Origin of the sequence: Streptomyces sp. NPDC056373 (assembly GCF_042262425.1) — a bacterium.
Lineage (GTDB): Bacteria > Actinomycetota > Actinomycetes > Streptomycetales > Streptomycetaceae > Streptomyces.
This window is the reverse complement of record NZ_JBHJPX010000016.1, coordinates 23,407-45,891: the sequence shown is the minus strand read 5'-3', so window position 1 is coordinate 45,891 and position 22,485 is coordinate 23,407. Positions and strand designations below refer to the sequence as shown.

Sequence of the window (22,485 nt, the reverse complement as noted above, 5' to 3'; positions counted from 1 at the left end):
GCCGGTCAGCGCCCTTCTTCGATCCAGGTGGCCTGCGGGCCGTCCAGCACGATGTCCCAGTGGTAGCCCATGGAGAACTCCGGCACCGACAGGCTGTGGTCGTACGTCGCGACCAGCCGCTGCCGGGCGGCGTCGTCCGTCACGGACTGGATGATCGGGTCGTAGGGGAACAGGGGGTCGCTCGGGAAGTACATCTGGGTCACGAGCCGCTGGGTGAACGCCGTGCCGAAGAGCGAGAAGTGGATGTGCGCCGGCCGCCAGGCGTTGACGTGCTGGCGCCAGGGATAGGGGCCCGGCTGGACGGTGGTGAAGCGGTAGTGGCCGTCGTCGTCGGTGAGGGTGCGGCCCACACCGGTGAAGTTGGGGTCGAGCGGGGCGTCGTGCTGCTCGCGCTGGTGGGCGTAGCGGCCCGCGGAGTTGGCCTGCCAGATCTCCACGAGCTGACCGCGCACCGGACGGCCGTCGCGGTCCAGCAGCCGTCCGGAGACGGTGATGCGCTCACCGATCGGCTCGCCGTCGTGCTGCCGGGTGAGGTCGTTGTCGACATCGGTGATGTCCCGCTCCCCGAAGGCGGGGGAGAACAGTTCCACCAGCTCCGGGTCCTTGCCGACGTCGATGGTCACCGGCGGCTGCTCGGGGTGCCGGAGCACCGAGGACCGGTACGGCGCGTAGTCGCGACGCGGCTGGTGCTCGACGGGCCCCCCGCCGGCGAGCCGCTTCTCGTACGCGGCACGCTCGGCCGCCATCTCCTGATCGATGTCCTGCTGAGTGAGAGTCATGGGGATTCCTGAGGAGGTTCGTGAGGTTCTCGCCCTGAAAGGGGCGCGGGGCTGAATCGATGTGCGGCTCCGCCGCGCGGGCGTGACCAGCCACGGACGGCCCGCAGCCGAATGTCTAACGTTCCAGAACGAGCGCAAGGCCCTGGCCCACCCCGATGCAGAGTGTGGCGACGCCGACGCCGCTGCCACTCCGGGCCAGCTGATGCGCAACCGTCCCGGCGAGCCGCGCCCCGGACGCCCCCAGCGGATGCCCCAGCGCGATCGCACCACCCTGCGGATTGAGGATCGCCGGATCGAACTCGGGCCACTCGGCCACACACCCGAGCACCTGCGCGGCGAACGCCTCGTTCAGCTCCAGCACGGACAGGTCGCCGAACCCCCTGCCCGCCTTGGCCAGCGCACGCTGCACCGCCTCCACGGGCGCCAGCCCGAAGTACTGCGGGTCGGTCGCGGAGACACCCGTCGCGCTGACGCGGGCCAGCGGTTCGCGGCCCGTCGCCCTCAGCCCTTCCTCGTCGACGAGCAGCAGCGCCGCCGCACCGTCGTTCAGCGGGGACGCGTTGCCCGCCGTCACCGTCCCGCCCTCCTGGCGGAACGACGGCTTCAGCTTGGCCATCGCCGTCGGGGAGGCATCCGCGCGGACACCTTCGTCGGCGGTGAGGACCACCGGCTCGCCCTTGCGCTGCGGGATCGTCACGGGCACCAGTTCACCGTCGAACAGACCCTCGGCCTGCGCCCGTGCCGCCTTCTCGTGGCTGCGCAGCGCGAACTCGTCCTGCTGCTCGCGGCCGATCTTGTGCTTGTCGGCGATGAGTTCGGCCGACTCGCCCAGCGGGATCGTCCACTGCGGCTCCATCCGCGGGTTGACCATCCGCCAGCCGAGCGTCGTCGAGTACAGCTCGGTGTGTCCGGCCGGGAAGGGCTTGTCGTTCTTCGGCAGCACGTACGGCGCCCGGGTCATGGACTCGACGCCCCCGGCCAGCGCGATGGAGGCGTCGCCGAGCGCGATGGCCCGGGCCGCCTGGATCACGGCCTCCAGGCCGGACGCGCAGAGCCGGTTGACCGTCACGCCCGGGACGGACGTGGGCAGGCCCGCGAGCAGCGCGGCCATCCGGCCCACGTTGCGGTTCTCCTCACCGGCCCCGTTGGCGTTGCCGAAGTACACGTCCTCGACCCGGGCCGGATCCAGTTGCGGGGTGCGGTCGAGGAGTTCGCGGACGGCGTGCGCGGCCAGGTCGTCCGGACGCACACGCGCGAGGGCCCCGTTGTAGCGGCCGATCGGCGTGCGGACCGCGTCGACGATGTAGACGTCCTTCATTCCAGGCCCTCCGGCACGGTCAGTTCGGCGTCGGTCCCGGCCGCGATCTCGTCGGCGGTCACGCCCGGCGCGGTTTCCACCAGCACGAGCCCGTCGTCGGTGACGTCCAGGACGCCGAGGTCGGTGATGATCCGGTTCACGCACCCCTTGCCGGTCAGCGGCAGAGAGCACTCGGTGAGGATCTTCGGCGAGCCGTCCTTGGCGGTGTGGGTCATGACGACGACGACCGTACGGGCGCCGTGCACCAGGTCCATCGCCCCGCCGATGCCGGTGATCAGCTTGCCGGGGACGGCCCAGTTGGCCAGGTCGCCCCGCTCGGACACCTGCATGGCGCCGAGCACGGCCACGTCGATGTGTCCGCCCCGGATCATCGAGAAGGACAGCGCCGAGTCGAAGAAGGAGGCGCCCGGCAGGACCGTCACCGTCTCCTTTCCGGCGTTGATCAGGTCCGGGTCGACGGCGTCCTCGGTGGGGTAGGGGCCGGTGCCCAGAATGCCGTTCTCCGACTCGAGCACCACTTCGACGCCCGGGGGGAGGTGGTTGGGGATGAGTGTGGGCAGGCCGATGCCGAGATTGACGTACTGGCCGTCCCGCAGCTCCCGGGCCGCCCGTGCGGCCATCTCCTCACGCGTCCAGGCCATCAGGACCTCACCGTCCGCTGCTCGATCTTCTTGTCCGCCGCCTGCTCCGGGGTGAGGGCGATGACCCGCTGCACGAAGATGCCCGGCAGGTGCACCGTGTCCGGGTCGATCTCGCCGGGCTCCACCAGCTCCTCCACCTCGGCGATCGTGACCTTCCCGGCCATCGCGGCCAGGGGGTTGAAGTTCCGGGAGGACTTGTTGAAGACGAGGTTGCCGTGCCGGTCGCCGCGCGCGGCCCTCACCAGCGCGAAGTCGGTGCGGATGCCCCGCTCCAGCACGTACTCGGTGCCGTCGAACTCCCGGACCTCCTTCGGCGGGGAGGCGAGCGCCACCCCGCCCTGACCGTCGTAGCGCCAGGGCAGTCCGCCGTCGGCGACCTGTGTGCCGACACCGGCCGGGGTGTAGAAGGCGGGGATCCCGGCGCCGCCCGCCCGCAGCCGCTCGGCCAGCGTGCCCTGCGGGATCAGCTCGACCTCCAGCTCCCCGGCGAGGTACTGCCGGGCGAACTCCTTGTTGGCGCCGATGTAGGAACCCGTGACCCGGGCGATCCGGCCGGCGGCGAGCAGCACCGCCAGGCCCGACTCCATCGCGCCGCAGTTGTTGGAGACCACCGACAGCCCGGCCACGCCGCGCTCGTACAGCGCCTCGATCAGCACGTTCGGCACACCGCTCAGCCCGAAACCGCCCACCGCGAGCGACGCGCCGTCCGGCACGTCGGCCACCGCCTCCAGGGCCGTGGCGACCACCTTGTCCATCCGAGAAGCCCCATCTCTTCCAAGCGACCCGATCCGAGCGACCCGATCACAGCGGTCCGATCACAGCGGTCCGATCAAATTAATCAGGGCACTGAGTATTTCTGCGAGCTGCTCCTCACGCTGCCACCGAGCCGGGGCGACGTCAAGGCCCCGGTGAATGCGCCGGTGAACCTCTGCAGGACCGGCAGACAGTGGGCGTCGCGTTGAGTATTGTTCAGTGCACCGACGAACAAGCGAGGGGTGCACATGGCTGCCGCGGACCTCACCACCCACCCCGGGCACCTGGCCCGGCGGCTTCAGCAGGCGCACTACCTGCTGTGGAACGCGATGGTCTCCGAGGAGATCACCTCGCCCCAGTACGCGGTCCTCAACACCCTCGTCGCCGAGCCCGGCCTGGACCAGCGCACGGTGGGGGAGCGGGTGGGGCTCGACCGGTCCACCATCGCCGAGGTGATCAGCCGGCTCGGCCGGCGCGGACTGCTCGACAAGGTGCGTGACCCCCAGGACGGCCGCCGCTCCCTGCTGCGTCCGACGGACGAAGGGGTGCGCACGCACCGCAGGCTGACCGTGCGCACCGCCCGGATGAACCAGGTGTTCCTCGCCCCGCTGACCGCCGACGAGCGGACGGTGTTCTTCGACCTCATCCGGCGGGTCGCGGACGCGGCCGAGGGGCTTCGCAATCCTGAGGAGCCCGTGTCGGCGCCCCGCTGAGGGAGCCCGGCCGGGAGGTGCCAGGAGGCCGGGGGCCGGTCAGGGCGCCTTGGCGAACACCACCCACACCGGGCCCTCGGCGAAGTTCACCGGCGTCCCGTCACCCGTGGTGAAAGCGGTGCCGTCCGTGGCCTTCACCCGCTTCCAGTCCACGTCCCAGGCGCGTCCGTCGCGCAGCACCTGCGCCCTGCCCGAGCCGACCGTCTCGGTGTACGGCGTGTTGTTGCCGAGGAAGTCCCGGAAGGCGGACTCGCGCACCTTCACGTACTGGACGACGACCGTCGCGGCCGTCATCCGCTCGCCGTCGGCCGTCGTCGCGGGCGTGCCGTCCATTCCCAGGAGCCAGCGGTCGCGGGAGTCCGACCAGGTGAAGGTGAAACGGGCGGCCGGGTAGCGCACGGTCCGGGAGTCCGTCGCCGTGCCGCCCGCGGGTGCCGCTCCGTAGTGGAAACCGGTGGTCAGAGCGGCCTCACCCGGGGTCTTCGGCACAATGCGCTCGGGCCGCAGGTAGAGGTTGTGCGGGGCGGGCCTGCCGGAGCCGCGGAAGTAGGCGTCGGCGGCGTTGCCCGGTGTCTCCGCCCGCAGGGGCGCCTTGTCGATCAGCGGCAGGAGTTTCTTCTGCGCACCGGAGAAGGCGAGCGTGGGCCGGTCGAACTGGCGCAGCAGTTCCAGGTCCGACTCGCGCGCGCTGCGCACGGGCCCCACCGTCTCCGGCAGCCGCGTCGCGTACACCGCCATCAGCCGGCTCAGCCCGCCCTCCACCTGCTCCGCGTAGACCACGTCCGCCGCGTCGACGCCCGTGAGCGGACGGGCCGCGGCCGCGTTGTCGATCTTGACGACGAGTGCGGAGGGGCCGGTCGCCGACGGGGACGCGCTCTGTTCCGACTCCTTCGGGGAGCCCCGGCCGTCGTCGCGCGGACCGCCGGCGGCGGTGCAGCCCGCCGCCAGGGCGGCCGTGACCGTGGCGGCCAGCAGCGCCGCCGTCGTGGCGCGCCGTTCGCGCGCCCCACGTCTCCGTCTCACTGTCGCCACCGCGCCCCTTTGTCCTCGACGTGTCTTGATTGTGCGCTTATCTGAACATCGATGGCCATAGCCGATCGATCCGGCCGGGGAGGTGTCTTCGCCGCGTCCGTCGATCGGCTCAAGGTTCAGCGCGGGGCGTCCGGGTACCCGGACGGCGCCGTACGACCGACGCGCACGCTGACGGAGGGAGCGCGAGGCGATGAGGGCAGTGACCTGGCAGGGCAAGCGGGACGTCCGGGTGGAGAACGTGCCCGATCCGGCGATCCAGGAGCCGACGGACGCGATCATCCGCATCACCTCCACCGGGCTGTGCGGATCCGACCTGCACCTGTACGAGGTGCTCACCCCGTTCATGACCCCGGGCGACATCCTCGGCCATGAGCCCATGGGCATCGTCGAGGAGGTCGGTGCGGGCGTCCAGGATCTGCAGGTGGGGGACAGGGTCGTGGTGCCGTTCCAGATCGCCTGCGGCAACTGCTGGATGTGCCTGACCGGCCTGCCCACCCAGTGCGAGACCACCCAGGTGCAGGGCGAGGGCATGGGCGCCGCGCTGTTCGGCTACACCCGTCTGTACGGCTCGGTGCCGGGCGCCCAGGCCGAGTACCTGCGCGTCCCGCAGGCGCAGTTCGGCCCGATCAAGGTCCCCGAGGGCCCGGCCGACGACCGTTTCGTCTACCTCTCCGACGTCCTGCCCACCGCCTGGCAGGCGGTCGCCTACGCCGACGTCCCCGAGGGCGGCAGCGTCGCCGTGCTCGGTCTCGGACCCATCGGCGACATGGCGTGCCGTGTCGCGCAGGTGCGGGGTGCCGAGAGGGTGTTCGGCGTGGACCTGGTCCCGGACCGGTTGCGCCGGGCGAGGGACCGGGGCGTGGAGACCTTCGACCTGAGGTCCTTCGACGACGAGAAGGAACTCGTCGAGGCGATCCGCGACCGGACCGACGGCCGCGGCCCCGATGCCGTGATCGACGCGGTCGGTTCCGAGGCACACGGCAGCGCGGTCGCGCGTCTGGTGCAGAACGCCGCCTCGGTCCTGCCCCGCAAGCTGAGCGGCCCGATCGCCGAGCGTTTCACCGTCGACCGGCTCGCCGCGCTCTACACCGCCATCGACCTGGTCCGCCGCGGCGGCACCATCTCGCTGTCCGGCATCTACGGCGGCACGGCGGACCCGCTGCCGCTGCTCACCTTGTTCGACAAGCAGATCCAGATGCGCATGGGGCAGGCCAACGTCCGCCGCTGGACCGACGACATCATCCCGTTCCTGACGGACGAGGACCCCCTGGGCGTGGACGGCTTCGCCACCCACCGGGTGCCGCTGTCGGAGGCCCCGCACGCGTACGAGATGTTCCAGCGCAAGCAGGACGGCGCGGTGAAGGTTCTCATGCAGCCGTGAGGGCCGCCGGCACCGCCGGTGCCGCACCAGGCGACGTCCGCGCCCGGTCGCCACGCCCGGCACGCCGACAGCACGCAACGCACGCTGCTCCTTGACGGGCAGACGTCGCCCGCCGCGGCACTAGGCGCCGAGGATCTCCGCGAGGTCGTAGCGGACCGGCTCCTCCAGCTGCGCGTAGGTGCAGCTCTCGGGCGTCCGGTCCGGGCGCCAGCGGCGGAACCGGGCGGTGTGGCGGAAGCGCTGCCCGTTCTCCATGTGGTCGTACGCCACCTCGGCCACCCGGTCCGGCCGCAGCGGCACCCAGGACAGGTCCTTGCGGCCGGACCAGCGGCTCGGCGCCCCGGGCAGCCGGGCCTTCTCGTGGGCGGCCTCCTCCGACCAGGCCGCCCACGGATGGCCCGACACGTCGGCGAGCCGCAGCGGCTCCAGTTCCTCCACGAGTTCGGCGCGCCGCTTCATCGTGAAGGCGGCGGACACCCCCACGTGCTGGAGTGTCCCGCGGTCGTCGTACAGGCCGAGCAGCAGGGAGCCCACGACCGGGCCGCTCTTGTGCAGCCGGTACCCGGCGACCACGACGTCCGCCGTCCGCTCGTGCTTGATCTTGAACATGGCACGCTCGTCCGGCCGGTAGCGCACCGTCAGCGGCTTGGCGACGACCCCGTCCAGCCCCGCCCCCTCGTACTCCTCGAACCACTGCCGCGCCACCTCGATGTCGGTGGTCGCCGGGGCCAGGTGCACCGGCGGCCGCACCCCGGACAGCTCAGCGGTCAGCCGCTCCCGCCGCTCGGTCAGCGGCGCGTCCATCAACGACGCGTCGCCCAGTGCCAGGACGTCGAACACGACGAGCGAGGCCGGCGTCCGCTCCGCCAGCGTCCGAACCCGGGAGTCCGCCGGATGGATCCGTTCCGTCAGCGCGTCGAAGTCCAGATGCCCCTCCCGCGCGATGACGAGCTCCCCGTCCACCACGCACCGCTCGGGCAACCGCTCCCGCACGGCCGCGACCAGCTCGGGGAAGTACCTGGTCAGAGACTTCCCGGTACGGCTGCCCAGCTCGACCTCGTCCCCGTCGCGGAACACGATGGCCCGGAAGCCGTCCCACTTCGCCTCGTACTGCATGCCCGCGGGGATCGCCGCCACCGACTTGGCGAGCATCGGCAGGACGGGGGGCATCACCGGCAGATCCATGCTCCGACTGTAAAAGCCTCACGTGCGGCCCGCCTGTTGAAGGCGCGAGGAAACCCGCAGGTCAGGGCGAGATCACCCGGGGACGCGGATGCGGAGTCCCGCCACCGGCGACACACTGGGACGTGGTGTGCTCCGATGCGGGGGCGGAGAGGAGGATCAGCGTGGGCTTCGACCAGCTTCCCCTGAGGTCGCTGCCGCAGGGACATCGACTCCTCGTTGCGGCGCCTGACGCACCTGTTCCTCGACACCGACGCTCCCCTGGAGGAGTCGTCGACGCCCTGGTCGCCCGCCGCGTGCACGGCACCACCGAGGACGACGGCACCCTCCTCGCCACGCGCCTGCGCCCCACGTGACACCGCGACGCTCCGAGTGCGAGGTCCACGCCCTGCGCCTACCGTGTCGAGCATGGGTGACGCGGTGGAACTGGAGGTGGACGGCCGGACCGTACGGCTGTCCAGTCCGGACAAGATGTTCTTCCCGGAGCGCGGCTTCACCAAGCTGGACCTCGCCCGCTACTACATCGCCGTCGGCCCCGGCATCCTGCGCGCCCTGCGCGACCGGCCGACCACCCTGGAGCGCTACCCGGAGGGCGTGAACGGCGAGAACTTCTTCCAGAAGCGGGCGCCGAAGAACATGCCCGGCTGGATCCCGACCGCGCACATCACCTTCCCCAGCGGCCGCAGCGCCGACGAGATGTGCCCCACCGAGGCCGGAGCGGTGGTGTGGGCCGCCCAGTTCGGCACCCTCACCTTCCACCCCTGGCCGGTGCGCCGCGACGACGTCGACCACCCGGACGAACTCCGCATCGACCTCGACCCGCAGCCCGGCACGGACTACGACGACGCCGCCCGCGCCGCCCACGAACTGCGGTCGGTGCTCGACGAGTTCGGCGGGCTGCGCGGCTTTCCCAAGACCTCGGGCGGCCGCGGCCTGCACGTGTTCGTGCCCATCGAACCGCGCTGGACCTTCACCCAGGTGCGGCGCGCCGCCATCGCCGTCGGCCGGGAGATGGAACGGCGGATGCCGGAGCAGGTCACCATCAAGTGGTGGAAGGAGGAGCGCGGCAGACGCATCTTCATCGACTACAACCAGACGGCACGCGACCGCACGATCGCCTCCGCCTACTCCGTACGCCCCCGCGCACACGCCCCTGTCTCCGCGCCCCTGCGCTGGGACGAGGTGGGGGTCGCGCACCCCCAGGACTTCGACCTCGCGACCATGCCCGCGCGCTTCGCCGAACTCGGCGACGTGCACGCGGACATGGACGACAAGCGCTACTCCCTGGAAGCCCTGCTCGACCTCGCCCGCCGCGACGAACACGACCACGGACTGGGTGATCTGCCGTACCCGCCCGAGTATCCGAAGATGCCGGGGGAGCCCAGACGGGTACAGCCGAGCAGGGCCCGCAAGGAGAAGGAGCCCCCTACAGCTCCTTGATCCGGATGTCGCGGTACGAGACCACGTCCGTCGTGCCGTGCACCTGGAGCCCGATGTAGCCGGACGCGAACCGCCGCCCGTCCGTGCCCGGGTCGTCCGAGCGCGGCGGGCTGAACTCCTGGCCGCCGGTGTTGTCGAACTCGTTGATCAGCACGCCGTTGCGCAGCACCGAGTAGTGCTGGCCCTCCACCCGGATCTCGTAGTCGTTCCAGGTGCCCTTCTGCGTCACGCCGGCTCCGGCGAGACCGACACGGTCGAATCCGTAGACCGAGCCCGTCTTGTACATGTCGCCGTCGGGCCGGTCGAGCACCTGCACCTCGTGCCCGTACTTGATGGCGACCCACTCCGGGCGGGACTCCTCCGGGTGGTCGTGGACCCCGGGGAAGCGCACGAAGACGCCCGAGTTGGCGTTGCCGGTGCCCGGGGCGTCGTCACGCCACTGGAGCTTCAGCGAGAAGTCGCCGTACTTGCGCTGCGGGAACCACAGCATGCCCATGCCGGGCGTGGTGGTGCCGGAGGTGATCGTCCCGTCGGGGTTCAGCCCGAAGGAACCGCCGCCCACCTGCTGCCACTTGGCGAGGGACTCCGCGGTGCCGTCGAAGAGCGAGCGATAGCCCTCGGTCTGCCCCGGCTTGCCGATGCCCGACTGCCGGGCGGCCTTGCGGATCGCCTTGGATTCCCGCTCGTCGACCACGCCTTCCTTCAGCAGAGCCTCCAGGACGGAGTCCACGTGCTTGAGGAACAGCGCCTGGGACGTCCACTCCTTCTCGTCCTCGATCAGCTCGCCGACCCGGCACCGGTTGTCGGTCACCCGGTTGCGCACGCCCGAGTCGACCGTGCCGACGATCACCGTCAACCGCTCGTCGTACTCCGGGCAGTTCGGCGCCGGGACCTGGCCGGAGACGACCGTGAAGGTCACCGTGCGCGCCGCGGCGGTGTTCCCGGCCTTGTCCGTCGCCCGGTACGCCACGGTGTGCGCACCCGCCCGGTCGACCAGCACCGGCGCCGAGTACGACAGGTAGGGCCCGCCGTCGAGCGAGTACTCGATCTTCTCGACGCCCGACCCGTGCGCGTCGGTCGCCGTGACGGTCACCCGCGCGCCGTTGACGTATGCCCCGGCGGAGTTCCTCGTGCCCTCGACGGTCACGCCCGTCACCGGCGGGGTGGTGTCCGCGGGTGGCGCCGCGACGACCGTGAACCTCACGCTCTTCTCCGCCGCCACATTGCCCGCCTTGTCGGTGGCCCGGTAGCGCACGGTGTGCTCACCCACCTGGTGGACCATCACGGGCCCCGTGTACGGCTGCCAGGCACCCGAACCGACCGCGTACTCGATCGTGTTGATCCCGGACCCCGTGTCGGAGGCCGAGACGGTGACCGTCGCCATGTCGATGTACGCCCCGGCGGCGTCGCGCTCACCGCTCACCGTCGCCGAGGTCTCCGGCGCGGTGGCGTCGTCCGACTGGGGAGCGACGACGGTGAACGCGGCGCTCTTCTCGGCGGAGACGTTCCCCGCCTTGTCGAACGCCCGGTAGCGGACCGTGTGGCTGCCGACCTGGTCGACGACGACCGGCGTGGTGTACGGCTGCCAGGCACCCGCCTCACCGATCGCGTACTCGATCCGCTCGACGCCGGAGCCGCCCTCGTCGGTGGCGTGCAGCGCCACGCTCGCCGAGCCGACGTACTCGCCCTGCGCGTTCTGCGTGCCGCTGACGTGCGCCGACGCCTCGGGCGCCGTGGTGTCCTCGCCGGTGCCCTCGGTCACCGTCAGGATGCCCTGCATCTGGCCGTGGCCGGGGATCGTGCAGTGGTAGAAGTACCGGCCGGGCGTGAGCGTGACCTGGGCGGTGTGCTTGCCGCCCTGGGCGTCGTTCGGATTGGCCAGGATGTTGAGCTGCACGTCGTCGTTGAACTCGGGGTCGCTGGTCACGAACGTCAGCGTGTGCGGCATGCCCGTGGTGTTGCCGGTGGCCGCGCTGTTCTCGAAGACGATCGTGGCCGTGCCGGCGACCGCCGTCCTCGGTACCGAGAGGTACTTGTCGATGTCGTTGCCGGCCGTCCAGGTGAGCACCTGGTCGGCGGCCTCCTTCGCGGGTTGCCCGGCGGCGGGCAGCGCCTGCACGCCGAGCATCATCAGCAGGGCGGCCAGCAGGGCGGCCCACACTCTTCGTTGCCGGATCACTCGGTCCCCCTCGCCAACTGGCCGACGGCCGGGGTGGGGCCGCCGCCCTTGTAGGTGACCCGCCACAGGGCCGACTTGGAGTCCGAGGTGAAGAAGCCGCGCCCGTAGTCGAGGACGTACAGCGCGCCGTCCGGACCGAACTTCCAGTCCATGAGGTTCCTGATGCCGTCGTTGCCGACCGGCACGATCTTCTTCAGCGACTCCGCGTGCACCGGCAGACCGCCGTCTCCTTGCGTCTTCGGGTCCATGAGCACCGCGTTGCGCGGCTGGTCGGCGTCGTAGAAGTCACCGACGAACCACTTGCCGTCCCAGTACGCCGGCCACTTCACGGCACTGTCGGCCGCGGCCGTGCCGTACCGGTAGACCGGCCCGTTCATCGCGGCCTGCCCGCCGCCCTTCAGCCAGGGCAGCCGGTAGGTGGCCTCCGCCGGCTTGTAGGACGGCACGCCGTTCGCGTCCCGCGGGTAGTCCGGGCCGCCGCCCGAGGGCGAGTACCAGATGTTGTTGCCGGTCACCGGCGGCAGGTTGACCAGGCCGTCGTTGTTCGGCGACTCGTTCTTCGGGTGGTCGCAGTCGTACCAGCCCAGCGGCTTGGACGGGTCCGGCAGATTGCGGTCCCGGTAGGGCTGCTTGTTGCCCATGCAGTACGGCCAGCCACGGTTGCCCGCCTCGGTGATGGCGGCGAACGTGTCGTACTTGGCCGGGCCCCAGGTCGTCGAGGGCGTGCTCGCGTCCGGCCCGACCCAGCCCGCGTAGAGCACGTCGGTGGACCTGTCGACGAAGATGCGCGCCGGGTTGCGGACGCCCATCACATAGATCTCGCCGCGCGTCTTGCCGCCGCCCTCGTCGGGCTCCCTGCCGGTGAAGAGGTTTCCCCCGGGGAGCGTGTACGTCCCGTCCGGCTCCGGGTGGATGCGCAGGATCTTGCCGTTGAGGTTGTTGGTGTTGCCCGCGGTGCGGCGCGCGTCCGCGAAGGAGACGCCCTTGTAGTTCGGCTCCGGGTTGTTGCCCGAGTAGCCGGAGCTGAAGCCGCTGGAGTTGTTGTCACCGGTGGCGATGTACAGGTTGCCCTTGGAGTCCCAGGCCATCCCGCCGCCCGCGTGACAGCAACTGTGGATCTGCACCGGCCACTTCAGCAGGACCTTCTCACTGGCGAGGTCCAGCTTGTTCGTGGCCCGGTCGAGTGTGAACCGGGAGACCCGCCGCTCGGCCATCCGCGTCTCACGGTTGATCCTGTCGTGCGGCGTGTAGTGCAGATACACCCAGCCGTTCTGCGCGAACCCCGGGTCCAGCTCGATGCCGAGCAGCCCCTCCTCGACCTTGACCAGCTCGTCCCCGCCGCCCTTGTTGCCGAAGACGGTGAGCGCGCCGGCCAGGGTGACCTGCTTGGTCTTCGGGTCGTAGACGTGGATCTCGCCCTTGCCCTTGCCGATGTCGGGGTTGTTCCAGTCGGTGATCACGGGCTGCGAGGAGTCCGCGCCGCCCCGGCCGATGTAGAACACCCGGCCGTCGGGCGCGGTGACCAGCCCGTGCGGCTCGCCGATCTGGTCGTTCTGCCCCGGCTGGTTGGGCCTGGTCAGCCGCTCCGCCGCGTAGTTGGCGTTGATGGTCGCCTTGCAGTCGGCCTGCTCCAGCCGGGTCGTCCACATCAGGGCGCCGCGCAGATGATCGCGGAAGTCGGTCTCGTCGTACGACGACACCGTCCCGCCCATGGCGGTGTAGAAGGACCGGCCGCCGTCGTAGTCACGGCACCAGCTGACCGGATGGTCCCAGCCGTTGGAGCCCGAGCCCGGCTGGTACGTCGACTCGCGGACCCGGGCCACCGTGTGCACGTCGCCCGAGGGGTTCTTCACCCAGTTCAGCCACCGGTCCGGGCGTTTCCACTGCACGGGCAGGCCCTTGGTGGCGGGGTGTCCGCGGTCGCCGACCTCGACGGCCGCGCGCTGCACGTTCGTGGGGCCCGACGCGGCCGGACGGGCGCCCACCAGCCCGGTGAACCAGTCCGAGTACGGCTCCGCACGCGCCGCGTCATGGATGCCGACGAATCCGCCGCCGGCCTCCATGTAGGCCTCCAGGCCCGCCTCCTGCTCCGCGTCGAGGACATCGCCCCCACCGGTCAGGAACACGATCGCGTTGAAGCGGCCGAGCCTCGTCTCGTCGGTGAACACCGAGGCGTCGTCCGTGGCCCGGACCTTGAAGCGGCGGTCCGCCGGGCCCGACAGACCGATGTCCTCGATGGCCTCGATCCCGGCGTTCACCACCGGAGACTCCTCCCCGGCCGCAGCGGAACCGTGGAAGATCAGCACCCGTACGTTCGCGCCGCCCGGCGGCGACTTGATCGACATCGTTGTCAGCGGGGGTTCGGGGAAGGGGCGCGCGTTCGCGGCGGGCCCCGACAGCAGCCCGGCGGTCACGACCCCGGCGGCGACGGACGCCGCCCAGACGCGTCTTGACTTGCTCCACCCTCGTAAGTGCATGGGCACCTCCTCGGTCACAGCAACACCGCCAAGGAAGCTAAACCGCTTTGCATGTCTCGCCAATACCTATGACCGGTATGGCGCTAACTTTGTCTTGAGTGTGGATAAACGGGAGCGCGGCCGGTACCGTCTCACAGGTTCATCACAGGTACGCCTCCGTAAAAGCCTTACCAGGGTGGGGAGTTCCGCATGGACAGACGCAGCTTCAACCGGCGGGTCCTGCTCGGCGGCGCGGCCGTCGCGACGTCGCTGTCCGTGGCGCCGGAGGCCGTGAGCGCCGCCGGGCCCGTGAAGACGGCTCCCGCCGGGGGCGAGGTGAAGCGCATCAAGCTGTACGCCGAGAAGCTCCCCGACGGGCAGATGGGCTACGGCCTGGAGAAGGGCGAGGCGAGCGTCCCGGGCCCGCTGATCGAGCTCAACGAAGGCGACACCCTGCACGTCGAGTTCGAGAACACCATGGACGTGGCGGTGAGCCTGCACGTCCACGGCCTGGACTACGAGATCACCAGCGACGGCACGAAACTGAACCGCAGTCATGTCGAGCCGGGCGGCACCCGCACCTACACCTGGCGCACCCATGCCCCCGGCCGCCGCAAGGACGGCACCTGGCGTTCGGGCAGCGCGGGCTACTGGCACTACCACGACCACGTCGTCGGCACGGAGCACGGCACCGTGGGGCTGCAGAAGGGTCTGTTCGGCGCGGTCATCGTCCGCCGCAAGGGCGACGTCCTGCCCGACCGCACGCACACCGTCGTCTTCAACGACATGCGCATCAACAACAAGCCGCCGCACTCGGGGCCGAACTTCGAGGCCACGGTGGGGGATCGCGTCGAGTTCGTCGTGATCACGCACGGCGAGTTCTACCACACGTTCCACATGCACGGTCACCGCTGGGCGGACAACCGCACCGGCATGCTGACCGGCCCCGAGGACCCCAGTCAGGTCATCGACAACAAGATCACGGGCCCGGCGGACTCCTTCGGTTTCCAGGTGATCGCGGGGGAGGGGGTCGGCGCCGGTGCCTGGATGTACCACTGCCACGTCCAGAGCCACTCCGACATGGGGATGGTCGGTCTGTTCCTGGTGAAGAAGCCGGACGGGACCATCCCGGGACACGAGCCGCACGGACACGGCGACGAGCCTGCGGGCAGCATCCACGAGCACGGCGACGAGCCTGCAGGCAGCATCCACGAGCACGGCGACGAGCCTGCAGGCAGCATCCACGAGCACTGACGGGCGGCGCCGCCCTCCCGAGCGCACGAGAGCGCTCTCACCACGCTGTGTCACGGAGCTATCCTGATCCGCAGCCGCAGGTGAGGAGCCCGAAGTGACCGACACAGCGCCGCGTCCCACCCTGGAGGCCGTGGCCGCCCGGGCCGGTGTCTCGCGGGCCACCGTGTCCCGCGTGGTCAACGGCGGGGACGGCGTGCGCGAGGTCCTGGTGGAGCGGGTCCGCAAGGCCGTCGACGAACTCGGGTACGTGCCCAACCAGGCCGCCCGCTCGCTGGTCACCCGGCGCCACGACGCGATCGCGGTCGTCGTCGCCGAACCGGAGACCCGGGTCTTCGCCGACCCGTTCTTCGCGCTCCAGCTGCGCGGTATCAGCAAGGAGCTCACCGCCCACGACAACCAGCTCGTGCTGCTGCTCACGGAGGGCAGGGACGACCACGCCCGGGTCGGCCGCTACCTCGCCGGCGGGCACGTCGACGGCGCACTCGTCTTCTCCCTGCACCTGGACGACCCGCTGCCGGAGCTGATCCAGCGGGCCGGTGTCCCGACCGTCTTCGGCGGACGCCCCGGCTGGAGCGGCGACCGGCGCGACGTGGTCTACGTCGACAGCGACAACCGCGGCGGCGCCCGTGACGCCGTCCGGCACCTGGCCGGACTCGGCCGAACCCGGATCGCGCACATCACCGGCGCCCTCGACCAGACCTCCGCCGCGGACCGCCTCAACGGCTACCGGGACGTCATGGTGGACGCCGACCCGCGGCTGGTCGCCGAGGCCGACTTCACCCCGGCCGGCGGCGAACGGGCGATGCGCGAGCTCCTGGAGCGCTGTCCGGACGTGGACGCGGTGTTCGCCGCCAACGACCTCACGGCCGCGGGCGCGTTGCGCGTACTGCGCGCCTCGGGCCGCCGCGTCCCCGACGACGTGGCCGTGATCGGCTTCGACGACATGCGGCCCGTCGCGGAACAGACCGACCCGCCGCTCACCACGGTCCGTCAGGACATCGAGGAGATGGGCCGCCTGATGGCCCGCCTGCTGCTGCGCGGCCTCGACCGGGACGCCCCGCGCGAGGGCGTCGGGGCGCCCCCGTCGAGCGTGGTGCTGCCGACGACGCTGGTGCGGCGGGAGTCGGCCTAGGCGTGACGTCCAGGGACGGCCGACGACGGGCGACCCGCCTTGAGCGGTCCTTGGACGAGAGGAGCCCCGGCGGGGCCGGTCCGGACGGTGTGCCCCGGTCGGGCTCAGCCCTGCCGTGGTTCGCTGTGGATCACCGCGAAGCGGGCGCCGTAGGGGTCGGCGAGCTTGGCCAGTCGGCCGACGGACGGCAGGTCGGTGGCCGGGAGGCGGACCGTGCCGCCCAGCTCCTCGGCCCTGGCGACGATGGCGTCCGTGTCGTCGACCTCGAAGTACGGCAGCCAGTACGCCTCGTTCTCCGCCGGGTCGCCGGCCAGGGGGACGACACCGCCGAACATGGCGTCCTCGCTCTCCCCGGCCGGGTTGAACGTGGTGTACGTGCCGCCGGCGAAGTCCGCGCCGAAGGTCTCCAGACCGAGCACGGAGTGGTAGAAGGCCGCCGCGGCCGGGACGTCCGCCGTGCACAGCTCGACCCAGCACAGCGAGCCGTGCTCCTGGACCACCTCCAGGCCCTTGTTGCGGCCCGGCTGCCACAGCCCGAAGGGCACCCCGGCCTGGTCGGCGAGGATCGCCATCCGGCCCTGGTCCTGGACGTCCATCGGCTGCACCCGCACCGCACCGTGCGCCTGCTCGGCCGCCCGCGCCGTGGCGTCCGCGTCCGGCGCCTGGAAGTACACCGTCCAGGACGGCGGGCCCTGCGCCGGTGAAGTCTGCATGCCCCCGGCGGCCGTCCTGCCGCCGAGCCGGAACAGGCCGTACCCTCCGACCTCCGGGCCGCCCGGCTGGAACCGCCAGCCGAACAGCCCGCCGTAGAAGGCGGCGGCGCCGTCGATGTCGGGAGTGCCGAGATCGATCCAGTTCGGAGCGCCGGTGACAAAACGGGTGGTGAGCATCGTCGCCCTCCTCGCACAGGGGCCCGTCGTCCACTGCCGAGTCTTTCACCGCGTGGTGCCGACCGCCGCCGGAGCGGTGCCGCGGCATCGTTTCGGATGTTTCCGCGTGCCGCCGTGCGCCGGCCCCGTCCTGCGGGCGACCATCGAGGCGGCCGGGGGCCCGTGAACGCGGTGTTGATCCCGCGTTGATCGAACGTTTTTCGCTGCCCGCGACGCTCTTGGGCATGCACATCGACACGATCACTTCGCCCGAACTCGAATGGCAGCAGGAGGCGTTGTGCGCGCAGACGGGGGCGGACTTCTTCTTCCCCGAGCCGGGCAGTTCGGTGCGGGAGGCGAAACGGATCTGCGGTATGTGCCCGATCCGGGCGGCCTGCCTGACGTACGCGCTGGAGCACGACGAGCGCTTCGGCGTCTGGGGCGGTCTTTCGGAGAAGGAGCGCCTGGAGCTGCGGCGGGTGCCGCGGTAGCCGGCAGGGGGGTCTTCCGTCCCGCGCTGTCCGCCGCCGGGTGTCGCACGAGGCCCCGGCCGCTCGTGGCGGCCGGGGCCTCGTGGCCGTGCGGGCGGGTCGGCGTCAGGCGCCGGCCCGGGCGGCCATGCGCGCCTTGCGGGCGGCCAGCTTCTCGTCGAACTTCGACGCCTCGGAGTCCAGACCGCCCATGAACAGACCGAGCTCCTCCTGCGCCTTGCGGCCCTCGGTGCCCAGGCCGTCGATCTCCATGATCTTCAGGAAGCGCAGCACCGGCTGGAGCACGTCGTCGTGGTGGATGCGCATGTTGTAGATCTCGCCGATCGCCATCTGCGCGGCGGCCCGCTCGAAGCCGGGCATGCCGTGGCCGGGCATCCGGAAGTTCACGACGACGTCGCGCACCGCCATCATCGTCAGGTCGGGCGCCAGCTCGAAGGCCGCCTTCAGCAGGTTCCGGTAGAAGACCATGTGCAGGTTCTCGTCGGTGGCGATGCGCGCCAGCATGCGGTCGCAGACCGGGTCCCCGGACTGGTGGCCGGTGTTGCGGTGCGAGACGCGGGTCGCGAGCTCCTGGAAGGCCACGTAGGCGACCGAGTGCAGCATCGAGTGCCGGTTGTCCGACTCGAAGCCCTCGCTCATGTGGGACATCCGGAACTCCTCCAGCTTGTCCGGGTCCACCGCGCGCGAGGTGAGCAGGTAGTCGCGCATCACGATGCCGTGCCGGCCCTCCTCCGCGGTCCAGCGGTGCACCCAGGTGCCCCAGGCGCCGTCGCGGCCGAACAGCGAGGCGATCTCGTGGTGGTAGCTGGGCAGGTTGTCCTCGGTGAGAAGGTTGACGACGAGCGCGATGCGTCCGATCTCGGTGACCTTGGACTGCTCCTTCTCCCAGGCCTGGCCGTCCTCGAAGACACCGGGGAAGTTGCGACCGTCGGTCCACGGCACGTACTCGTGCGGCATCCAGTCCTTGGCGACTTTCAGATGCCGGTTGAGCTCCTTCTCGACCACTTCCTCCAGGGCGTACAGCAGCTGAGCGTCGGTCCAGGCGCCGGCCGGGCTGCCGAGGTGGGGAGTGGTGATCGTCATGGACTCTCCAGGGGGACAAGCGTACGAGCGGTGAGCGGTAAACCTACGGCATCGTAGGCTACGTATCCGTAGGTTACGAAGCCGTAGGTTAAGGGTGCTGTAAAGGCCGCTGATCAGCAGGGTCGCCCGGTGCTCCGTCGGCTCCCCGGAGCCGCAGGTCGAGGGGCCGGCCGGGGGCTCGCGGGCCGTTCAGACGTACAGCTCCCGCAGCCGCACCGAGAGGCACGTCACACATCCCTCGAGCTTCTCGAACTCGCTGATGTCCACGACGACCGGTTCGTACCCGAGGTCGGCGAACAGCTCGGCGGTCTTCGGCGCGCTCGCCGCCATCAGCAGCTTGTCGCCGCCGAGCAGGACCACGTGCGACCCCGCCTCCTCCGGGACCGGCAGGAAGCGCGCGAACAGCGACGGGGTGTCCATCTTCGGGATGTGCCCGATGACCGTGCCGTCGGGCAGCGCCGTGACCGCCGACTTCAGGTGCAGCACCTTGCTCACCGGCGCCGAGACGACCCGCGCGCCGAGCGGCTCGAACGCGGCGCGCAGCTGCCGGACACCTTCGGCGTTGGTACGGCCGCCCCGGCCCACATAGATCGTGTCGCCGATCTTGAGGACGTCTCCGCCCTCCAGGGTGCCCGGCTCCCAGATCCAGTTCACCGAGCAGCCCAGACCGGCCACGGCCTCCTCCACTGCGGCGGTCTCCTCCCGCCGGGAGTCGGCGCCGGGACGCGCGATCAGGGCCACGTTCTTGTACATCACGACCGTGTCCTCGACGAACACCGAGTCCGGGCAGTTGTCTGCGGGGTCCACCTCGATGGTCTCCCAGCCGTGCGTGCGCAGGGCCTCCACGTACGCCTCCCACTGCTCGACGGCGAGGTCGGCGTCCGCCTTCTCCCGTTCGATGTGCGTCACCAGCCCTTCGGCGAGACGCGGGCTGGGGCGGCGGACGAGGGCCTTCTTGCTGGGCACGAGCGTGACTCCGTATCGGATGGGAGGGTCGGGACCGCACCGACGGAGCCTCCGGGATCGACCGGAACCCATCGGGCGTCGGCCGACCATCATGCAGGGCGAACGAGGGCGAGGACAGCCCCGGGGAGGGGCGGAGCGGGTGGAGGGGCCGAGCCACCGCCCGTCGGGTACCCCGTCGCTCGCCCCCTCCGACCCGGCCCCACCGTCCCGGCCCGTTTCGCCTTCCCCTCGGCTCGCCCGGGACCGCGTCCCCGCGGCTCAGCCCGGCGACCCGGCCTCCTCCAGCCCTCGCCGCTGTGTCGGCGTCACCGCGCCGGCGGCGGTTCGGCCCTGCTCGTCCGGACGCAGGCACTCGATCAGGTAGTCGCCCGTGCCGGGGTCGCGGGTCACGCCGTGGGTCTCGCTGCCGAAGCCGGGGAAGTGGCGGTCGAAGGACTCCAGAGCGCCGAGGTAGCGCAGGAGAGGGCCGTCCGCCTCGCCGGTGCTCTCGCCCGGCATGAGGACCGGGATGCCGGGCGGGGTCACCGTGACCATCGCCGCGGCCGTCCGTCCTGGCGCGTCCGTCAGGCGGATCCGTTCCGTGCCGCCGCGGATCAGGCGTTGGTAGCACAGCTGGGGCGGGGCGACCGGCTCGGGCAGGTGCTGGAAGGCGGTGTCGAGCAGTTCGACCAGGCGGGCCCCGCGCAGATGGCCGTGCATCTCCTGGCACAGCTCGCGCAGGGTCAGCCCGCCGTAGCGCCCCGGGTGCTCCGCCACCAGCGCGGGCAGCACACGCTCCAGTGGGGCGTCACCGTCGTAGAGGTCCTTGAAGTCCATCAGGGCGTCCAGCAGGGTGCCCCACTTGCCCTTGGTGATGCCCATGGAGAACAGCACCAGCGTGGTGTAGCTGTCGGTCTTCTCGACGACGATGCCACGCGTCGTCAGATACGCGGTGAGCACCCGGGCCGGGATGCCCCGCTCGGACATCTCCCCGGTCGCGTCGAGCCCCGGGCAGGTCAGGGTGACCTTGATCGGGTCGAGCATGCAGTAGCCGTCGGTCAGGCCGGGGAAGCCGTGCCAGTCCGCGTCGGGCGCGAGGTGCCAGCAGGACGGCTCGGTGCGCAGCAGATCGGCCGGTGCCTCGTCGAAGGGCAGCCGTTTCCCGCTCGCCGGGTCCGTTACCTCGTCCGGCTGCCACACGCCGAAGAACCACGGCGGCCGGTCGCCCGCCGCCTCGATCCGCCGTCCGATCCGCACCATCTCCTGGCGGAACCGGATCGCCTCGGTCACCGCCTCGTCGACCAGCCACTGCCCCTGCGGGCCGTCCATCATGGCCGTCGCCACGTCCAGCGAGGCGATCATCGGGTACAGCGGCGACGTGGTCCCGTGCATCATCAGTGCCTCGTTGAACCGGTCGTGCTCGACCGGTGCCCGGGGCGCGGGCCTGATGTGCACCATGGCCGCCTGCGACAGGGCCGCCAGCAGTTTGTGGGTGGACTGGGTCGCGAAGACCGTCGGCCGGTCGGGGCCGGGGAAGGCCTCCTCGCCCACCGACATGCCGTAGCGCCCGGCGTAGAGCGGGTGGAAGCGGGCGTAGGCGAACCACGCCTCGTCGAAGTGCAGCCGGGGCGTGGCCGCGGCGAACGCCCGGGCCGCCGCCACCGCGTCGTAACACAGCCCGTCGTACGTGGAGTTGGTGAACACGGCGTACTGGGCACGCGAGGAGACGGCATCCGATGTCAGCGGATTCGCGGCGATCCGCGCGGCCACCGAGTCCGCCGCGATCTCGGCGGGCGGCAAGGGCCCGGCGAGGCCGAAGCCGTTGCGGGTCGGGACCAGGTACACCGGGCGCGCACCGGAGACGACCAGGCCGTGCAGGACGGACTTGTGGCAGTTGCGGTCGACCAGGGCGATCTCGTCGCGGGTGACGCTGAAGTGTCCGACCAGGCGGTTGCAGGTGGAGTCGCCGTGCAGGACGAAGTAGGTGTGCGCGGAGCCGAAGACCCGCGCGGCGTTGCGCTCCGCCTCGCCGATCGGCCCGGTGTGCTCGAACAGCGAGCCGAGCTCCTCCACGGAGATCGACAGGTCGCTGCGCAGCAGCCGCTCGCCGAAGTACGTGTGGAAAGCCCGGCCCACGGGGGACTTGAGGAAGGCGACGCCGCCGGAGTGGGCGGGAGTGTGCCACGAGTATTCGTGCGCGTCGTCGAAGCGCCGCAGCGCCTTGAAGAACGGCGGGAGCAGCGCGTCCTGGTAGGCGCGTGCGGCGGTGGTGATCCGCCCGGCGATGAACGCCGGCGTGTCCTCCAGCGGCCACACGTAGCCCACCACCGACTGGGACACCCACAGCGGCAGCTCGCGCAGCCCCTCGTCCGCCATGACGAGGAACACCGGCAGGTTCTGGAACCGGCGCCCGATCCGGCGCAGCACGGTCGCACCGCCCGGTCCGTCCCCGGCCCCCGGGCGCAGCACCGTCGCACCCCCCGGCCCGCCACCGGCCCCCGCTTCGCCCTCGGCTTCGGGCCGGGCCAGGGCTCCGCCCCGGCCCCCGGCTCCGCCCCCCGGTCCCGACGGAAGGTCCCAGGCGACCACTGCGGCGGCCAGCCCGGCCTCGGTCCGCAGCACCGCCTCGGCGTCGGCGGCGCTCACCACCCACCGCACCTGTAAGCCGCGCTCCCGGATGCCCTCGGCGACGCGCGTCAACTGCTCCGCGCCTACGCCCCCGTCGTCCGGATGCTCCGCCACCGCCACCAGAACCGTGCCGTCGGCCATGCCGTCCCCCCTCCACGGTGGCCCGCGCCACCTTCCTCCAGTATTCGCGGGCCCGCACGCATGATCGG

At 71.3% G+C, this 22,485-nt stretch carries 19 protein-coding genes; 7 read left to right on the top strand and 12 right to left on the bottom strand.

Features of this window, described 5'->3' with window-relative positions:
- Positions 1 to 5: 5 nt before the first annotated feature.
- From pcaH to ACFCXS_RS30225, 4 genes are all read right to left on the bottom strand, one after another.
- Positions 6 to 779, bottom strand: coding sequence for a protocatechuate 3,4-dioxygenase subunit beta (pcaH, locus tag ACFCXS_RS30240; protein ID WP_376646531.1), 774 nt, complete (start codon positions 777 to 779; stop codon positions 6 to 8).
- A gap of 115 nt (positions 780 to 894) precedes the next feature.
- On the bottom strand, positions 895 to 2,097 hold the full coding sequence (locus tag ACFCXS_RS30235) for a thiolase family protein (protein ID WP_376646530.1): 1,203 nt from the start codon (positions 2,095 to 2,097) through the stop codon (positions 895 to 897).
- Positions 2,094 to 2,738 carry a CoA transferase subunit B gene (locus tag ACFCXS_RS30230; protein WP_376646529.1) on the bottom strand — a complete coding sequence of 215 codons (645 nt, stop codon included), beginning with the start codon at positions 2,736 to 2,738 and terminating at the stop codon, positions 2,094 to 2,096. Before ACFCXS_RS30230 ends, ACFCXS_RS30235 begins: the two co-directional genes overlap by 4 nt.
- Complete coding sequence (locus tag ACFCXS_RS30225; RefSeq protein WP_376646528.1) at positions 2,738 to 3,493, bottom strand: CoA transferase subunit A; 756 nt, start codon at positions 3,491 to 3,493, stop codon at positions 2,738 to 2,740. The genes ACFCXS_RS30230 and ACFCXS_RS30225 overlap by 1 nt, the downstream gene beginning before the upstream one ends.
- Positions 3,494 to 3,739: 246 nt before the next feature.
- Here ACFCXS_RS30225 and ACFCXS_RS30220 point away from each other — a divergent pair, with 246 nt between their 5' ends.
- On the top strand, positions 3,740 to 4,204 hold the full coding sequence (locus tag ACFCXS_RS30220) for a MarR family winged helix-turn-helix transcriptional regulator (protein WP_376646527.1): 465 nt from the start codon (positions 3,740 to 3,742) through the stop codon (positions 4,202 to 4,204).
- 39 nt (positions 4,205 to 4,243) lie between these two features.
- On the opposite strand, the gene ACFCXS_RS30215 is transcribed toward ACFCXS_RS30220, so the two are convergent.
- Positions 4,244 to 5,227, bottom strand: coding sequence for a DUF3048 domain-containing protein (locus tag ACFCXS_RS30215; protein WP_376646526.1), 984 nt, complete (start codon positions 5,225 to 5,227; stop codon positions 4,244 to 4,246).
- 199 nt (positions 5,228 to 5,426) lie between these two features.
- On the opposite strand from ACFCXS_RS30215, the gene ACFCXS_RS30210 reads away from it, so the two are divergent.
- Complete coding sequence (locus ACFCXS_RS30210; protein WP_376646525.1) at positions 5,427 to 6,617, top strand: zinc-dependent alcohol dehydrogenase; 1,191 nt, start codon at positions 5,427 to 5,429, stop codon at positions 6,615 to 6,617.
- A 120-nt stretch (positions 6,618 to 6,737) separates the two neighbouring features.
- Here ACFCXS_RS30210 and ACFCXS_RS30205 read toward each other — a convergent pair whose 3' ends face one another.
- A complete protein-coding gene (locus ACFCXS_RS30205; RefSeq protein ID WP_376646524.1) occupies positions 6,738 to 7,802 on the bottom strand; it encodes an ATP-dependent DNA ligase in 1,065 nt (354 codons plus the stop codon).
- A gap of 161 nt (positions 7,803 to 7,963) precedes the next feature.
- Here ACFCXS_RS30205 and ACFCXS_RS30200 point away from each other — a divergent pair, with 161 nt between their 5' ends.
- Complete coding sequence (locus ACFCXS_RS30200) at positions 7,964 to 8,155, top strand: hypothetical protein (protein WP_376646523.1); 192 nt, start codon at positions 7,964 to 7,966, stop codon at positions 8,153 to 8,155.
- A gap of 52 nt (positions 8,156 to 8,207) precedes the next feature.
- A complete protein-coding gene (gene ligD / locus ACFCXS_RS30195; RefSeq protein ID WP_376646522.1) occupies positions 8,208 to 9,239 on the top strand; it encodes a non-homologous end-joining DNA ligase in 1,032 nt (343 codons plus the stop codon).
- Here the strand turns inward: ligD and ACFCXS_RS30190 are convergent.
- Positions 9,226 to 11,370 carry an OmpL47-type beta-barrel domain-containing protein gene (locus ACFCXS_RS30190; RefSeq protein ID WP_376646678.1) on the bottom strand — a complete coding sequence of 715 codons (2,145 nt, stop codon included), beginning with the start codon at positions 11,368 to 11,370 and terminating at the stop codon, positions 9,226 to 9,228. The genes ligD and ACFCXS_RS30190 overlap by 14 nt on opposite strands.
- A gap of 44 nt (positions 11,371 to 11,414) precedes the next feature.
- On the bottom strand, positions 11,415 to 13,895 hold the full coding sequence (locus ACFCXS_RS30185; protein ID WP_376646521.1) for a ThuA domain-containing protein: 2,481 nt from the start codon (positions 13,893 to 13,895) through the stop codon (positions 11,415 to 11,417).
- 189 nt (positions 13,896 to 14,084) lie between these two features.
- Here ACFCXS_RS30185 and ACFCXS_RS30180 point away from each other — a divergent pair, with 189 nt between their 5' ends.
- Both ACFCXS_RS30180 and ACFCXS_RS30175 read left to right on the top strand, forming a co-directional pair.
- Positions 14,085 to 15,128 carry a multicopper oxidase domain-containing protein gene (locus tag ACFCXS_RS30180; protein WP_376646520.1) on the top strand — a complete coding sequence of 348 codons (1,044 nt, stop codon included), beginning with the start codon at positions 14,085 to 14,087 and terminating at the stop codon, positions 15,126 to 15,128.
- A gap of 94 nt (positions 15,129 to 15,222) precedes the next feature.
- Positions 15,223 to 16,260 carry a LacI family DNA-binding transcriptional regulator gene (locus ACFCXS_RS30175; RefSeq protein ID WP_376646519.1) on the top strand — a complete coding sequence of 346 codons (1,038 nt, stop codon included), beginning with the start codon at positions 15,223 to 15,225 and terminating at the stop codon, positions 16,258 to 16,260.
- Between the two features lie 104 nt (positions 16,261 to 16,364).
- Here the strand turns inward: ACFCXS_RS30175 and ACFCXS_RS30170 are convergent, their stop codons facing one another.
- On the bottom strand, positions 16,365 to 17,150 hold the full coding sequence (locus tag ACFCXS_RS30170; protein ID WP_376646518.1) for a VOC family protein: 786 nt from the start codon (positions 17,148 to 17,150) through the stop codon (positions 16,365 to 16,367).
- A 224-nt stretch (positions 17,151 to 17,374) separates the two neighbouring features.
- Between ACFCXS_RS30170 and ACFCXS_RS30165 the strand changes: the two genes are divergently transcribed.
- The gene (locus ACFCXS_RS30165; RefSeq protein ID WP_376646517.1) at positions 17,375 to 17,620 is read left to right on the top strand and encodes a WhiB family transcriptional regulator; all 246 of its coding nucleotides are present in this window, start codon (positions 17,375 to 17,377) and stop codon (positions 17,618 to 17,620) included.
- A gap of 105 nt (positions 17,621 to 17,725) precedes the next feature.
- Here ACFCXS_RS30165 and ACFCXS_RS30160 read toward each other — a convergent pair whose 3' ends face one another.
- The 3 genes from ACFCXS_RS30160 to ACFCXS_RS30150 form a co-directional block, all read right to left on the bottom strand.
- Positions 17,726 to 18,703, bottom strand: a complete 978-nt coding sequence (locus tag ACFCXS_RS30160; protein WP_376646516.1) for an acyl-ACP desaturase — start codon at positions 18,701 to 18,703, stop codon at positions 17,726 to 17,728.
- A gap of 189 nt (positions 18,704 to 18,892) precedes the next feature.
- On the bottom strand, positions 18,893 to 19,669 hold the full coding sequence (gene ddaH / locus ACFCXS_RS30155) for a dimethylargininase (RefSeq protein ID WP_376646515.1): 777 nt from the start codon (positions 19,667 to 19,669) through the stop codon (positions 18,893 to 18,895).
- Between the two features lie 258 nt (positions 19,670 to 19,927).
- Complete coding sequence (locus ACFCXS_RS30150; protein WP_376646514.1) at positions 19,928 to 22,417, bottom strand: Orn/Lys/Arg decarboxylase N-terminal domain-containing protein; 2,490 nt, start codon at positions 22,415 to 22,417, stop codon at positions 19,928 to 19,930.
- Positions 22,418 to 22,485 lie beyond the last annotated feature (68 nt).